The organism is Micromonospora sp. KC207, assembly GCF_004348615.1.
GTDB lineage: Bacteria > Actinomycetota > Actinomycetes > Mycobacteriales > Micromonosporaceae > Micromonospora.
On sequence record NZ_SMKJ01000028.1, the window covers coordinates 1 to 15,009 of the forward strand.

The following is a 15,009-nucleotide window of genomic DNA, read 5'->3' on the forward strand; positions in this document are numbered from 1 at the left end:
TCGCACCACCCTGCCCCGGGCGGGGCCCCGGCGGCGACGGTGTTCACCGGCAGCGGATCTGCCGTCGGCAGAACCCGGGGGGGTGGCCGGCCAGCCGAGGGCGTTAGGAAGGGGCCCCTGCTCTACAGAATGCGTCAACAGGGGGCCCTTCCTTACCCCAGGGCGGCGAGAAGCTGCTCGCCGTAGCGGGCGAGCTTGGCCTCGCCGACGCCGTTGACCCGGGACAGCTCGTCCAGCGTCGACGGCGGGTCGGCGGCGATCTGGCGCAGCGTCGCGTCGTGGAACACCACGTACGCCGGGACGCCCTGCTCCTTCGCGGTGACCGCCCGCCAGGCGCGCAGCCGCTCGAACACCGGCTCGGCTCCGGCCGGCAGCTCGACGACGGCCGCCGCACCGGGACGCGCCTTCGCCGCCCGCGCCTTGGGCGGCTGGATCGTCTCGCGACGCATCGGCACCGACCGGCGGCGGCCCAGCACCTCGGCGCTGGCGTCGGTGAGCGCCAGGGTGCCATAGTCGCCCTCGACGGCCAGCAGGCCCTGGGCGAGCAACTGCCGCACGACGCCCCGCCACTCGGCCTCGCTCAGCTCCTCGCCGATGCCGAACACGGTCAGCGTGTCGTGACGATGCTGGACGACCTTCTCGGTGCGCCGGCCGAGCAGGATGTCGACGCACTGCCCCGCGCCGAACTTCTGGTTGCGCTCCCGGTGCAGCCGCAGCACCGTCGACAACAGCTTCTGGGCGGCGACCGTGCCGTCCCACGACTCCGGCGGCTCCAGGCAGGTGTCGCAGTTGCCGCACGGCCCGCCGCCGTCCTGGCCGAAGTAGCTCAGCAGCCGCACCCGGCGACACTCGACGGTCTCGCAGAGGGCGAGCATGGCGTCGAGGTGGGCGGCGAGCACCCGCCGGTGCGCCGCGTCGCCCTCCGAGGAGTCGATCATCTTGCGCTGCTGCACCACGTCCTGCAACCCGTACGCCAGCCAGGCCGTCGACGGCAGGCCGTCGCGGCCGGCGCGGCCGGTCTCCTGGTAGTAGCCCTCCACCGAGCGGGGCAGGTCGAGGTGGGCGACGAACCGCACGTCGGGCTTGTCGATGCCCATGCCGAAGGCGATGGTGGCGACCATGACCAGGCCGTCCTCCCGCAGGAACCGCTTCTGGTGGGCGGTGCGGGTGGCCGCGTCCAGCCCCGCGTGGTACGGCAGCGCGGCGACGCCGTTGGCGGCGAGGAACTCGGCGGTCTTGTCGACCGAGGCGCGGGAGAGGCAGTAGACGATGCCGGCGTCGCCGGGGTGCTCGGTGCGGATCAGGTCGAGCAGCTGCTTGCGGGGCTCCCGCTTCGGCGCGATCCGGTACTGGATGTTGGGCCGGTCGAAGCTGGCCACGAAGTGCCGGGCCCCGGTCAGGTTGAGCCGCGCGGCGATCTCCGTCGCGGTGGCGGCGGTGGCCGTGGCGGTGAGCGCGATGCGGGGCACGGCGGGCCACCGCTCGTGCAGCATCGACAGCGCGAGGTAGTCGGGGCGGAAGTCGTGGCCCCACTGCGCCACACAGTGCGCCTCGTCGATGGCGAACAGCGCGATCCGACCCCGGTCGAGCAGGCCGAGGGTGCCCCGGCTGCCCAGCGCCTCGGGGGCGAGGTAGAGCAGGTCCAGCTCACCGGCGACGAACTGCGCCTCGACGAGGCGGCGGGTGTCGAGGTCGAGGGTGGAGTTGAGGAAGCCGGCGCGCACTCCGACGGCGGTGAGCGCGTCCACCTGGTCCTGCATGAGGGCGATCAGCGGGGAGACGACCACCGCGACGCCGTCGCGCACCAGCGCGGGGATCTGGTAACACAGCGACTTGCCGCCGCCGGTGGGCATCAGGACCAGGGCGTCGCCGCCGCCGACCACGTGGTCGATGATCTCCTGCTGCTCGCCCCGGAAGGCGTCGTAGCCGAAGACCCTCCGGAGCACGCCCAGCGGGCTCTGGGCGACGGTGTCGGTCAGGGAGGTCATCGCCGGAGTCTACGAGGCGCGGCGGACACTTCCTTGCCGACCCGGCCCCCGCAATCCGCAAGGAATTCTGGCGACCAGGCACTACCGCGTGACGCGCCGAACCAAGATCGGAACTGCTCTTGATGGTGGACCATACGTGGCAGAACAAGAACCGCGTTTTCCCAGTTCACGGGCCAGATGTGCCAGTCGCAGCGGTCCGGCGCCGTGCCCTATCCGCTGCGACGGGCGGAGGAGATCGGGACGCGCTCGACGCCTTCGGTGACGTGGGCGGTGAGGGTGCCGATCTGCTCGACGGTGACGGTGACGACGTCGCCCGGTTGCAGGGGCGGGTGGCGTCGAGGCCGTGACGTCCCCACAGTTCGGCGAGGCAGCCGCCGCCACAGTTGCCCGAGCCGAGGACGTCGCCCGGTCGGACTTTCGTGCCACGAAAGGCGTAGGCGATCATGTCGGCGAAGGAGAAGGCCATCGAGGACCAGCGGTCCGCGCCGATCTGCTTGTCGTTGATCCGGGCCGTCATGGCCAGGTCGTAGGCGGTGTCGGTGCGCCACCGTTCGAGTTCGTCAGGGGTGACCAGACGCTCGGATCTATCCCGCCGTCGATGATGGCCGCGTGCGTACGGCCGTGCCGGCAGACTTCGCCAATAGCCGGTTTCTTTGTCGGCCGCAGCGAGGGCTCGTGGTCGGCGAGGTTGTTACAGCGATAGCTCTTACAGAGCGGTACATCTTTGTCTCATGGCTGCAGCACCCGTGCCGTTGCCGGGCTGCTGCGCGACGGCGCCTCGAGCTCCGGTACCTCACCTCGCTCGGAGTACGCCGAAGCATGGAGGCGGAACAGTTCCGTGTAGACCCCTCGTGGCAGTAGCTCCCGGCTGCTGCCCCGCTGGAAGATGCAGCGGGGCAGCAGCCGCTGCACACTTCGCAGCAGCGTCCGAGCACACGGGTTCAGCGCCCGGTTCCCGGCGAGGCCGGCAGGGACTAGGGGAGCAGGGGTTCCAGCACGTTGATGAAGTCGTTCTTGGTCGCGGTCAGGACCAGTTCTGCAGCGTGCCTTGGATGTCGCCGAGCAGCTTGTCGAGCACGCCGTCGCCAACCTTGACGCGTAGGTTGTTCCACCTGTTCTCGCCCGCCGGTGCGGTGACCGCGCGGGCCTGGTCTGCGACGGCCCGACCCTCAGCGAGTAATGCGTTGCTGCCCTCGACGTCGCCGGCTAAGCGTGCGTCAAGTGCGTCCAGGTGCAGGTCGAAGGCGCGCCCCCACAACGCTGTCGCGTCGAGCCACGGGCCGGTGTCGGAGAGGAACATCGGATCGGCAGCACCGCTGCGAATCTGGCCAGGCGCTGCCCCGATCGCGTCCGCGCTCGGACGAATCCCGGAAATCGCGTCGGACCGGGCGCCGGCGTTCCATGTCGTCCAGAACTTTGCCGCCTGCCGGGCAAGCCCGGGGGCTTGTGGTTGCCACGGCGTTGAACCGAACGTGGGTGCCAGGTGGTTCAGGTCGAAGAAGGTCAGCATCGTGTCGGTGGTGGTAGCGTCCCCGCCGGCCAGGTATCGCGCCGCCTGTGTCCAGGACCGGTCGCGGTTGTAGGCGTCATCGTTCCAGGAGAAGTCGGCCATCGTCGCCACGGCCACCTTCGACGCGGCGGCCTGGTTCATCGGGTTCGACACGATTCCGCTGAGCTGGTTCGATAGCCCGGGTTCACGCTTGTCGTACGGAGCGAGCAGCAGCCGGCCGTCGGTGTTGCCGTAGTCGTTGACCGGGTAGTTGTCCCAAAGGAACACCTTGCGGCCGAACAGCTCGGAGGCCCGCTGCGCCTCGGCGACCGTGACCTTCGGTGGGACGGTGTCGGTGCCGGTCCACATCACGACGACGTCATGGTCCAGGTCCGCGCGCAGCTTCTGCTTGTACGCGGAATCCGTAATGTCGCCGTACTCCGTGGGCACCATCTGCAGCGGCTTGGTCGCCGCATGGGTCTCGATGAACTCACTCTGGACCCGGTTGAGCAGGCTCACCTGGGCGGCCGCGGCCGCGGAGCGGCCGGGCAACCCGTATGCGAGGTTGTCTTCAATACAGTTCCAGCTCGTGTAGCTGATGTCGTCGAGCGGGATGGAGAACGACCGCACGCCGAGGTCGTACAACGCCTGGAACTTTGCGATCAGTGCGTCGTGGTCGGAGGGCCGGCTGTAGCAGATCGACACACCCGGCGAAAGGGCGAAGGTGAAGTCGACGTGGTGCTTCGACGCCGTGCCCACGAGCTCCGCCAAGCGTGACAAAGCATCGGCAGGGTACGGCTCCCGCCACTTGTCGCGGTGGTAGGCATCGTCCTTCGGCGCATAGATGTAGGTGTTCATCTTCATGTCGCCGTAGAAGGACAACTGGTCTACCCGCTCGTTGTGCGTCCAGGGACTGCCGTAGAAGCCTTCGATGGTGCCGCGCAGCGGCATCGCGGGGTAGTCCTTGATCCGCACCCCGGCGATCACCTTCTTGTCCGGGTTCTTCGCCGTCGGCACCACCAGCTGTCGGAGCGTCTGTGCGGCGTAGTAGACGCCGTCGGCATCGACGCCGCCCAACACAACGTCGACCCGCGATGCCGATCCGTCGGCTCCCAGGAGGTAGCCCTCCGCCGGCATCGTCGCCGGTACGGAAACGCCCAGCGCCGCGAGGTCCGCGGAGACGGCCTGGTTGCTGAGCAACCCGACGCGGACGTTCAGCGCACTTGCGTCGGGCGTTGCCGGCGAGGAGATGACGTCGACGAACTCGGCACCGGCCGACCGTAGGACATCCACGACGATCTGCCGCGACTGCTCGTCGACCGAGTCGTCGACGAGCACCCTGGCGCTCCGGGGCACCCTCACCTCGGCCTCGGATCGTTCCATGAGCTGTGGAGCAGGTATCACGACCGGCAGCGGTGGACGGATGTCGGTTCCGGCGCTCGCGGGGGAGACACCGGCAACGAAGAAGACCGCAGAGGTCACGGTCAGGACGGTCGCGGCTACGGCAGACACCGTCAGACCCCTCCGGCGCCGCCTTTGAGTTTGGGTCATCATGGCTTTCCAATCTGTCTGTAGGGAGGCGGCTCTGGGGGTGAGCCGCTGGTTGGCTGGGCTCGTACGCGATGTACGTCCCGAGGTGGGTATGTGGAAGGGGGTTTGTTGTGCTATTTCACCGCGCCGGCGGTGAGGCCCTGTTGGATCTGGTGTTGGAAGACGCCGTACATAACGATCATGGGGAGGATTGACAGGGTGAGCGCGGCGAACAGGGTCGACCAGTCGGCCTGGTAACCGGCGGCGGTGGAGATGCTGGCGATGCCCTGGGTCAGCACCCATTTCTGGTCGGCGTTCTCGCCCTGCATGAGGGCGACTGGGAGTAGGTACTGGTTCCACTGGCCGAGGATGTTGAAGATCGTGATGCTGACCAGGGCGGGTTTGGCCATCGGCATCATGACCTGGAAGAAGAGCCGGGTGTGCGAGGCGCCGTCGAGCATTGCGGCCTCGGCCACCGCGTTGGGCAGTGTTTTGAAGAACGCGGCCAGGAAGAACACGGTGAACGGCAGCGAGTAGGCGATGTAGACCAGAATCAGTCCGGTGTAGGTGTTGAGCAGGCCCAGGTTGTTGACGACGAGGAAGAGTGGTACGAGCGCCAGGAACACGGGGAAGGCCAGCCCGGAGACGAACAGGTAGTAAATCGCCCGGTTGCCGATGAATGAATAGCGGGCCAGTACGTAAGCGGCCATCGAGCCGAGCAGCATGGTGCCGGTGGTGCTGAGCGCGACGACGAACACGCTGTTGAGAAAGTACCGGCCGACGTTCGCCTTTTCCCAGGCGCGTGCGTAGCTGTCGAAGCTGAACGAGTGCGGAACCGCGAACGGGTTGCCGAGGAAGATTTCGGTGTTGGTTTTGAACGAGGCGAGGACCGTCCACAGCAGTGGCGCGATGACCAGGATCGCCCAGATCAGCAGGGCGATGTGCCCCAGCCTGGAGAGCAGGCTCACCTCGGAGCGCCGTTTGTTGTCGGGCCGGGGGTGGCTGTGCACGGGCCGGGCTGCAGGGGGCCCCGGGTGGACGGGCGTGGTCGGTTCGGTGTTCGTCGTCATGGCCGACCCCACTCAGAGCTCGATCGTCTCGCGTTTGCTCACCCGCAGGGTGAGGGCGGCGAAGGTGATGGTCAGGAAGAACAGCGCGACGCCCATCGCTGAGGCGTAGCCGAACTGGGAGTAGCTGAAGGCGTTGCGGTAGATTTCCATGCCCAGCACGGTGGTGGCGCCGTCCGGACCGCCCTGGTCGATGGAAAGCACCTGGACGATGGCGAACGCGTCGAAGGCGGCGATGCCCAGGTAGACCCAGGCGACCTGGAGCGTGTCCCACAGCAGCGGCAGGGTGACCTTGAAGAACATGTCGGCGCGGCCGGCGCCGTCGATGGTGGCCGCCTCGTAGATGTCTTTCGGAATCGAGGCCATGCCGGCGGAGAACAGTACGACGTAGAAGCCGACCGACTGCCAGACCAGCACCGCGATGATCGCCCACAAGGCGATGTGTGGGTTCGCCATGAATGGCACCGGGTCGACGCCGAAGACGCGGAGGAAGCCGTTGACGAGTCCACTGTCGTCTGGGGCGTAGACACGCTGGAAGATGATGCCGATGATGACGATCGCGAGGATCTGGGGGAAGAAGAACACGAACTTGTAGAACTTCGACCCTCGCACCCCCGCCATCGCCCCACCGCGCGCCCCACCGCCCACGTTCAGGAGGAACGCGAAGATGAGGGCGATCGCGATGGTGATCAGCGGCATGGCAAGCAGCAACAGGCCGTGGTGCCGGACAGCCTTCCAGAACACCTCGTCCTGCAGCAGTCGCCGGAAGTTGTCCAGCCCGATGAACGTCGGGTTCGCCGCCACGCCACGCCAGTTCGTCATCGCGAGGTAGAACGCTTGCAGGTACGGGCCGATGACGAAGGTCGTGTAGAGGGCGACCGGTGCGGCTAAAAAGCCGACGATGAACGGGTACTTGCCATGCCGCATGATGTCAGCCCGTGACTCAGCGGGTGAACTTCTGGATCGATTGATCCTTCTTCACCGCGTCCGCGGCCTTCTGCATGCGCTCGCAGAACTTCTCCGCGGTACCGCCGTTGAAGAACAGTTCGTTGGTGGCGGCGCGGCACTCGTCGTCGAGCTTCTTGTACCAGGTGTCCCACCGGTAGGAAAAGTAATCTGTGCCGGCCGCCTTGAGCATCGCCTCACTGCTGGTGAGGCCGGGCGAGATGGTCAGACCGTCAGTCGCGCCCTGGACCACCGTGAGAACCTTGGTCAACTCGGTGAAGCCCTTGGCGCCGGCCTTGGACAGCATGTGCCGCAGGTACTCCATGCCACCGCGCGGGTTCTTACCCTTGGACGCGACGAAGTACATCTCCCCGGCAGCCGCGTAGATCGCGGTCTGCGGCAGCTTGTCCGAGCCGGTCACGCTCGGCACCGGCATGACCGCGTACGTGAAGCCGGGCGGGGTGTCCTTGGCCTGCTCGTTCTCCAGCCACGACCCGCTGGGATAAAACGCGACCTTGCCCTGGTTCTGCTGGAGCTGGACCTCGGTGTGCTTGAGACCGAGGTGCGCCTTGTTGCCGTACTTGGCGCCGATCTCGGCCCACGCCGCCGCGGCCTGCTTCACCGCGTCGACCTGCCAGGCGCCGTCCTCCAGGTTGTCGATGTTCCTGAGGACGTCCGGTCCACCGATCTTCGCCGCGCTGGTCAGGAGCACCAGGTACTGGTAGTACGCGGCGTTCGCGCCGGCATACGAGTACGGCGTGACACCGGCCGCCCTGATCTTGTCACACAGCGCGGTGAACTCGCTCCACGTCTTCGGCGGGATCCAGCCGTTCTTCTCGAACAGCGTGCTGTCGTACCACAGCCCGAACACGGTGAACGCATAGTTCAGCACGTACGGCTTGCCGTTGAACGTGCCCTGCTCGATGGTGCCCGGAATGAGGGTGTCCTTGACCTTCTTGCCCGGCAGGTCCAGCGACTCGGCCTCGAACAACTCGGTCAGGTCCTGCACCTGACCGGCCTGCACCAGCGCACCTTGGTCCATCAGCTTGGAACCAGCATTGTTGATCATGTCCGGTGGCGTGTTGCTGCTGAACCGCGGCTGCAGGACGGTGGCGATCTCCTCCGTCTGCGAGACCTTGACGTTCGCCTTCGGGAACTTCCGCTTGTACGACGGGATATGCACGTCGGTGGCGTACTTGGTGCCCAGGCCACCGTTGAAGATGACCACCTCGAGCTCGGCGTCCTCCTTGACACCCAGCGGGTTGTCCGCGGTCTTCTCACCCTGCGCCTGTTGCGGCGTGCCAGCGTCACCTCCGCCAACGCAGCCACCGAGCAGACCGGCGGCCGGAGTGGCGAGCAGACCAGCAGCCGCCGCTCGGCGCAACAGGGTACGACGATCGACACCGGGGGTTGGGGACATTGAGGGCTCCTTCAGGGCTGATTGGGGGGCGGTTGTTCGTATGGGCTGGTTACGGGGTGGTTCGCTGCTTGTGTCCGTCGACCGCGTGCGCGGTGAGCTGGAACGCGGCGTGTGCGCGGTCGTACGTGCGCTGCGCGACTGCGACGTACAGCAGGTCGAGCACGACGAGCTGAGGATGGCGCGCGGACAGCGCATCCGGACGAAACGTGGTGGCCTGACTGGCGGTGAGCAGCACGACGTCGGCCAACTCCGCCAGCGGCGAGCGGGGAAAGCTGGTGAGCGCCACCGTGGTCGCGCCGCGGCCGCCGGACTCGGCGAGCATCTCGATCGTCTCGCGCGTCTGGCCGCTGTGTGAGATGCCCAGCGCCACGTCACCGCGGCGCAGCAACGCCGCAGCCGCCAGCCCGTTGTGCAGATCGGTCCACGCCCACGCCGGCACGCCGATGCGGTGCAGGCTAAACTGCATCTCCTCGCCGACGAGAGCACTGCCACTGGCGCCGAAGATGGTGACCCGGGCAGCGCGGGTGATCGCGTCCGCCGCCCGCTCCACCTCACGCAGATCCAGCAGCGCCGCGGTGTCCTGCATCGCCTTCGTGTCAGCCGCCATGATCTGGCCCAGCACCCGGTCCAACGGATCATCCGGCTGGATTTCCCGCCCGATGTCCACCGACCAACCGGCCGCGCGAGCCCGACCAGTTTCCTCGGCGATACCCAGCCGCAGTTCGGCGTAGCCCTCGAAGCCAAGCGCCCGGCAGAAACGCGTGATCGTCGCCGGCGACGTACCGCTACGCTCGGCCAACTCCACGATGGTGGCCCGGGCCGCGCCAGCCGGGTCGGCAACCACCTGCTCTGCGACGCGCTGCAGAGCACCCGTGAACTCCGGCAGTTTGGCACGCACGGTCTGCAGTACGCCGCCATCCACCGCCGGGGACTCGACCACCTTTGGCACCACCCTTCACCAAGCTCACGCAACGAATGATGGTAAAAGTTCTTACGAGACAGCCCCTGTTGTCAAGACCTTCGGCCGAGTTTTACCGCGCCGACACACCAGCGCCCAGCAGCGCATCTGTCAAGGGAAGGCAGCAGGCACGGCCGCGACTATGCGTGATTGGCCAGACACAGAGAACCGTCGACCGGGCGATTCGGGTAAAAATTTTTGCTGGCCGATCTCTCAGACCTGCTTGGTGAGGAACTCGGTGATCGCGGCACCCCAGCCGACGGGGATACCCCGTCAGGCTGAGCTACGGCCGCTCGCGTCGGTGGTGAGCAACAGCCGCACCCTGGTAAGGTCGGCCACCGATGTGCCGGTCTGCAGCTCGACGAGGCCGGCTTCCACCCGTGGGCGTCCACAGTCGTCCACCGTGCTCACCTGCGCGGCGCCGACCGTCAGTTCCACTGTCACGCACCCGCCCGCCGGGACTTCGACCCACCGGAAGCCACGCAGCTCGCGGGTGCGTGGCCACGTCGACGCCGTGATTCGGCGGACGTAGAGCTGTACGACCGTGGAGGCCCGGACCGGGCCGTCGTTGCGGATCGAGACCCGGCACGTGAGCCTAGTGCCGGCCCGCAGTTCGGTAACGCTCACCTGCGTGCCCGGCAGCAGTTCCGGCGCGGAGAGCACGAGCGGGTGCGCGCCGAGCCCGGAGCCGAATGGCAACAGCGGTCCGGGCGGCGCGTCGAGGTATCCGGCCCAGTCGTGGTCGCGGTGGTTGTAGTGCACCGGCAGGCTCGCGGCGTCGCGCGGCAGTGACACCGGCAGCCGTCCCTGTGGTTCCCGCCGGCCGAGCAGCACATCCGTCACTGCGGTGCCGAGCGCCGGCCCCGGATAGAAGACGTTCAGGCAGGCGGCAGCGGTGGACAGCACCTCGCCGAGCACATGCGGCCGGCCCTGCACGACGACGGCCACCACCGGAGTGCCGGTCGCGGCCACGCGGCGCAGCAGCGCGTGCTGACCCGCGCCGAGCCGCAGCGCCGCCAGGTCGACGCCCTCCCCGGCCGTCATCTGCGAGCGAGGTCCGCCGGTAAGGGCCGCTCCGTTGACGTCGAACCGGGTTTCGGCGTCGCGGGCGCTGGAACCGCCGAGGCAGAGCACGACGACGTCCGCGTCCCGGGCCAGAGCCACCGCGGCGGGGACCGCCGACTCGTCGTCGGTGGCGATGTCCGCGCCGGACGCGGTCACCACCTCCGTGCCCGCCGGTACGGCGGCCCGCAGCGCCGTCGCGATCGTGGTTCCAACGTCGGGGCGCTGGGGCGCAGTGTAGTCACCGAGCGCGTGGCACAGCGTGTCGGCGTGCGGCCCGAGTACCGCGATCCGCCTGCCCCGCAACGGAAGCTGACCGTCGTCGCGCAGGAGCGTGACGGATCGGGCGGCGAGTTCCGTGGAGAGCCGCGCCGCGTCCCGCCGAGCGTGGTCGACCCCGGCCGGTGGTACGGCGGGCTCGTCGAACAAGCCGAGCCGGAACTTGAGCGCAAGGACCCGGGCCACCGCGTGGTCGAGTTCCTCCTCGGCTAACAGGCCTCGCTCGACGGCCGTGCCCAGGTGTGGGAAAACCTCGTCCCACAGGCTCAGGTCGGTGCCGGCCCGCAACGCCAGCGCCGCCGCAGACACCGGGTCACCGGTGAGTCGCAGCAGCCGGTCCAGGGCCGTGCCGTCCGCCATCACCAGGCCGTCGAAGCCGAGTGCACCACGGATCACATCGGTGAGCAGGCGCCGGTTGGCGGCCACCGGCAGGCCATCGACCTCGCTGTAGGCGGCCATCAGCCCGGCCGCGCCGGCGTCCACGGCGGCCCGGACCGGCGGCAGGTGGATCTCGGCGAGCTCCCGCCAGCCGAGTTCGGTCGCAGCCCAGTTGCGGCCGCCGATCGTCGCGCCCTGCCCGGCGGCGTGCTTGAGCACCACGGCCACCCGGTCCGCCGGGATCGGCTCGCCGGCGCCGCAGCCCTGCAGCCCGCGAACAGCGGCCGTGGTAAAGACGGCGGCGAGGTACGGGTCCTCGCCGAACGTCTCCTCGGCGCGGCCCCAGCGCGGATCGCGCAGCACGTCCAGTGTGGACACCAATGCGACGTGGGTGCCGCGGGCGCGAACCTCGGTGGCGACCGCTTGGGATGCCCGCTCGTACAGGTCCGGGTCCCAGCTCGACGCGACCGCCAGCGCGACGGGCAGCACCGTGCCGTCGAGGGCCTGGTGACCGTGCGGCACTTCCTCGACGAACAGCGCGGGTATGCCGAGCCGTGACTCGGTGACGATCGCGCGCTGGACCTCGGCGGCGAGTTCGGCACCGTCGTCGGCCGTGGCGCCGGTAGCCCAGCCCTGCCCGGACCAGGCATCGGCGCGCTGCAGGCCGTAGACGGCTCCGATACCGCCGTAGCGGCGCGCCTCGGCGACCAGTTCCTCGGTGACCGCGAACCCGTCGGGAGTGCGTCGCCACGCGTGCCAGCCGTACAGGCGCTGGTTGAGCTGGCCGACCTTCTCGGTCAGGGTCATCCGGCCGAGCAGATCCCGGACCCGCTCGCCGACCGGCAGGTCCGCCCTGCGGTAGAGCGGCATCACAGGGCGAACGCATCGGCGTCGCTGACCGCGCTGTAGACGCCGGACACATCGGACGGCGCGGGCGGCAGCAGGTGTTCGAAGTGGTGGGCGGCCCCAGTGAGGACCAGCGCCGGGCGCTCGCCGCGCAGGGCGGCCTCCATCCAGGCGGTGAAGACCGCGCCGCCCGGTGCGAGGGCGGCCCGGCTCACCGGGACACCGTCATCATCGGCCGGAATCTGCACGGCGGTCGTCCGCGGTTCCGGCGCCGCTTCCCGCCATCCCGCCCGGACGTGCTCGGCCACCTCGGCGAACGCCGTGCCGATCGGCTTGACCCGGCCGTTCGCGTCGAACAACCCGAGCGAGTACTCCAGTTCAGGGAAGTCGGCCAGACCGCGACGTACGTCGTGCGAGCACCACCAGGTGACGCCCCACAGCGCATCGGACGCGGCTGCGGCGAGCACCGCGCGGCGGCAGAACTCAGGCGCGTCGCTCTCGTCGAGGCAGTTCAGCGGCGCGCCGATCTCCTGCAACCAGACCGGGCGGGCGGGGTCGACCGCGAACGCTCGGGACAGCTCAATCAGATACTCCGCATGGCGGATGCTCGCCTCGGACATCGCGCCGTAGTGTTGCGCGGTGCCGTTGAAGATCCAGGAGTGGATGGCGGTGACGTCGCCGTACCGGCTGGCATGGGTCGGCAGGAAGGGATGCCCGTCCTGGTACCAGACGGCGTCGTATTCGGCGTGCAGCCGCACGCCCCGGCCGGACGGTACCGTGGCCAGCAGCGTGGTCAGCCAGGTGCTGATCTGGTCGGGAGTGGCCGGCATCGGCGACGGATGCGGGGGCGAGGAGAACTGGTTCACCTCGTTGCCGAGCGTCAGACCGAGGTAGCCAGGCAGGTCCGCGACGGCGGTGTGCACGGCCTTGACGAGCGCGGCCTGCGCGGCGACGCTCTCCGGGTCGGTGAACATGTTGCGCCGGTGCCAGCTGGACAGCCACGACGGCACGAAGTCGAAGCTGGACAGGTGCCCCTGGATCACGTCGACGCTCGCGTCCAGCCCGGCGTCCCCGGCGAGCTCCACGACGCGGCGCACGTCGGCCAGCGCCTCCTCGGCGATCAGCGTGCGGTTCGGCTGCAGCACCGGCCAGAGCGGCAGGACCCGGACGTGGTCGAGCCCGAGAGTGGCAATGCTGTCGAGGTCACTACGGATGGTGTCCCAGCGCGGCGACAACCACGAGTAGAACCAATCACCGGACGGAACGTAGTTGACGCCGAAGCGGGGAATTGTGCGCACGAAGGTCATCCTTTGATGCCGCCTGCTTCCAGGCCGCGGAGAAAAGATCGCTGGAGAAGGGCGAACACGGCGAGGATCGGCAGCAGCGCGATGATCGTGCCGGCCGCGATCAGCCGCGGATCGGAGTAGAAGGTGCCCCGTAGCCGGTTGAGGCCAAGGGTCAGGGTGTAGTTCTCCTCGCCGGAGAGCACGATCAGCGGCCACAGGAAATCGTTCCAGGCGCCGACGAACGAGAAGATCGCCACCACGGTCATCACGCCGCGGACCTGCGGCACGCAGACGTGCCAGAACCGCCGCCACACGCCCGCGCCGTCGATCCGGGCCGCCTCCTCCAGCTCGGCCGGGATGGCCTGGAAGCCGTTGCGCATCAGCAGCACGTTGAGCGCTGCGACGCAGGTCGGCAGGGCCACGCCGAGCAGCGTGTCAGCCAGTCCGGTGGATCGGATGAGCAGGAACTGGGCGATGATGATCGACTCGGTGGGCACCAGCAGCGCCACGACGAATAGGCCGGTGACCAGGCCACGGAACCGGAAGCGCAGTCGAGCCAGGGCGAATCCGGCTAGGGTTCCACCCGCGACGTTGCCGGCCACCACCAGCAGCGCCACGATCCCGGAGTTCAACACGTAGCGCAGTACGGGCAGACGGTCCAGGACGCCGGTGTAGTTCCCGGTCGTGGGGTCGGCCGGGATCACCTGCGGTGGCTGGGCGTACAGGTCGTCGCCGGCGCCCTTGAACGACAGGGACAGCTGCCAGAGCAGCGGTCCGGCCAGCAGCAGGAAGAACGCGAGCAGCACCAGGTAGCGCAGCGTCTTCTGGGTACGCCTCACCGGCTGCCTCCTCGGCGCTGGAACCGCAGTTGCCCGGCCAGCAGCAACCCGAGGACCACGAACATCACCACGCTGATCGCGCCGGCGTACCCGGTCTCGGCCTGCAGGCCGGTGCCCTCCTGCTGTATGAGCATGGTGATCGTGATGTTCTGGCCACCCACGCCTCCGGTACCGCCGGTCAGGATGTATACCTCACCGAAGACCCGGAAGGCGGAGACCGAGGAGAAGAGCCCGATCAGTGCCGACGTGGTCCGTACGCCCGGGACGGTTACGTGCAGGAATTGCCGGATCGGCCCGGCCCCGTCGACGGATGCGGCGTCGTACAACGCGGGGTCGATGTTGGCCAGCGCGGCGAGGTAGATGACCATGTAGTACCCGAGGCCGGTCCAGATCGTGACCACCATCGCGCTGAGCAGGGTAAGCCAGCGGCCACTGAGGAACGGCACCGGCTCACTGATCACGCCGAGCCAGTCCAGTACCTGGTTCACCAGGCCCCGGCTGTCCAGCAGGTTGGTCCAGATCAGACCCACGATGACCGACGACATGACCACCGGCAGGTAATACGCGGTGCGCAGGAAACCGAGGATCCGGGTGGTGCCGTTGACCAGCGCGGCCAGCACCAGCGGGGCGGCGACCATGACCGGAACCACGCAGACCACGTACAGCAGGGAGTTGGTCATGGCGGTGCGGAACCGGTCGTCGTGCCAGAGTCGGACGAAGTTGTCCGCGCCGACGAACTGGCCCGGCTTGAGCAGGGTCGCATCGGTCGCCGACAGGGCGAGCGTGTTGGCGAACGGGAACAGGATGAAGACCACGACGATCGCCAGAGCAGGCACCAGGAAAAGCCATGGTGTCCACCACCGGTCGTGAGTTCGCCCGGTGCCGCCGCGACCCGACTGGGCTCGCGGCGGCATCGTCCCGG

11 protein-coding genes are annotated in these 15,009 nt (G+C 68.4%); all 11 read right to left on the reverse strand.

Features of this window, described 5'->3' with window-relative positions; translation table 11 throughout:
* Window positions 1–152: 152 nt before the first annotated feature.
* The gene (gene recQ / locus E1258_RS05860) at window positions 153–1,988 is read right to left on the reverse strand and encodes a DNA helicase RecQ (RefSeq protein ID WP_132397522.1); all 1,836 of its coding nucleotides are present in this window, start codon (window positions 1,986–1,988) and stop codon (window positions 153–155) included.
* Between the two features lie 166 nt (window positions 1,989–2,154).
* Window positions 2,155–2,619: a fumarylacetoacetate hydrolase family protein gene (locus E1258_RS35730; protein ID WP_207919436.1), complete on the reverse strand. Its 465-nt coding sequence runs from the start codon at window positions 2,617–2,619 to the stop codon at window positions 2,155–2,157.
* Between the two features lie 393 nt (window positions 2,620–3,012).
* A complete protein-coding gene (locus tag E1258_RS05870) occupies window positions 3,013–4,959 on the reverse strand; it encodes a beta-N-acetylglucosaminidase domain-containing protein (RefSeq protein WP_207919428.1) in 1,947 nt (648 codons plus the stop codon).
* 182 nt (window positions 4,960–5,141) lie between these two features.
* Window positions 5,142–6,077: a carbohydrate ABC transporter permease gene (locus E1258_RS05875; RefSeq protein WP_132397524.1), complete on the reverse strand. Its 936-nt coding sequence runs from the start codon at window positions 6,075–6,077 to the stop codon at window positions 5,142–5,144.
* A gap of 12 nt (window positions 6,078–6,089) precedes the next feature.
* Complete coding sequence (locus E1258_RS05880; protein WP_132397526.1) at window positions 6,090–7,001, reverse strand: carbohydrate ABC transporter permease; 912 nt, start codon at window positions 6,999–7,001, stop codon at window positions 6,090–6,092.
* Between the two features lie 16 nt (window positions 7,002–7,017).
* A complete protein-coding gene (gene ngcE / locus E1258_RS05885) occupies window positions 7,018–8,439 on the reverse strand; it encodes an N-acetylglucosamine/diacetylchitobiose ABC transporter substrate-binding protein (RefSeq protein ID WP_132397528.1) in 1,422 nt (473 codons plus the stop codon).
* A 49-nt stretch (window positions 8,440–8,488) separates the two neighbouring features.
* Complete coding sequence (locus tag E1258_RS05890; protein ID WP_371688574.1) at window positions 8,489–9,379, reverse strand: MurR/RpiR family transcriptional regulator; 891 nt, start codon at window positions 9,377–9,379, stop codon at window positions 8,489–8,491.
* Between the two features lie 291 nt (window positions 9,380–9,670).
* Window positions 9,671–11,986, reverse strand: a complete 2,316-nt coding sequence (locus E1258_RS05895; RefSeq protein WP_132397532.1) for a glycoside hydrolase family 3 N-terminal domain-containing protein — start codon at window positions 11,984–11,986, stop codon at window positions 9,671–9,673.
* Entirely contained in the window at window positions 11,986–13,260 is a 1,275-nt protein-coding gene (locus E1258_RS05900) for a glycosyl hydrolase (protein WP_207919431.1), read from the reverse strand. The genes E1258_RS05895 and E1258_RS05900 overlap by 1 nt, the downstream gene beginning before the upstream one ends.
* A 5-nt stretch (window positions 13,261–13,265) precedes the next feature.
* Window positions 13,266–14,087, reverse strand: coding sequence for a carbohydrate ABC transporter permease (locus E1258_RS05905; protein ID WP_207919432.1), 822 nt, complete (start codon window positions 14,085–14,087; stop codon window positions 13,266–13,268).
* The gene (locus E1258_RS33865) at window positions 14,084–14,923 is read right to left on the reverse strand and encodes a carbohydrate ABC transporter permease (protein WP_243715224.1); all 840 of its coding nucleotides are present in this window, start codon (window positions 14,921–14,923) and stop codon (window positions 14,084–14,086) included. The genes E1258_RS05905 and E1258_RS33865 overlap by 4 nt, the downstream gene beginning before the upstream one ends.
* Between the last annotated feature and the right edge of the window lie 86 nt (window positions 14,924–15,009).

Bases quoted from the DNA above. Each gene is read 5' to 3' on its own strand.
- recQ (WP_132397522.1), bottom strand. From the start codon at position 1,988: ATGACCTCCCTGACCGACACCGTCGCCCAGAGCCCGCTGGGCGTGCTC.
- E1258_RS05875 (WP_132397524.1), bottom strand. From the start codon at position 6,077: ATGACGACGAACACCGAACCGACCACGCCCGTCCACCCGGGGCCCCCT.
- E1258_RS05880 (WP_132397526.1), bottom strand. From the start codon at position 7,001: ATGCGGCATGGCAAGTACCCGTTCATCGTCGGCTTTTTAGCCGCACCG.
- ngcE (WP_132397528.1), bottom strand. From the start codon at position 8,439: ATGTCCCCAACCCCCGGTGTCGATCGTCGTACCCTGTTGCGCCGAGCG.
- E1258_RS05895 (WP_132397532.1), bottom strand. From the start codon at position 11,986: ATGCCGCTCTACCGCAGGGCGGACCTGCCGGTCGGCGAGCGGGTCCGG.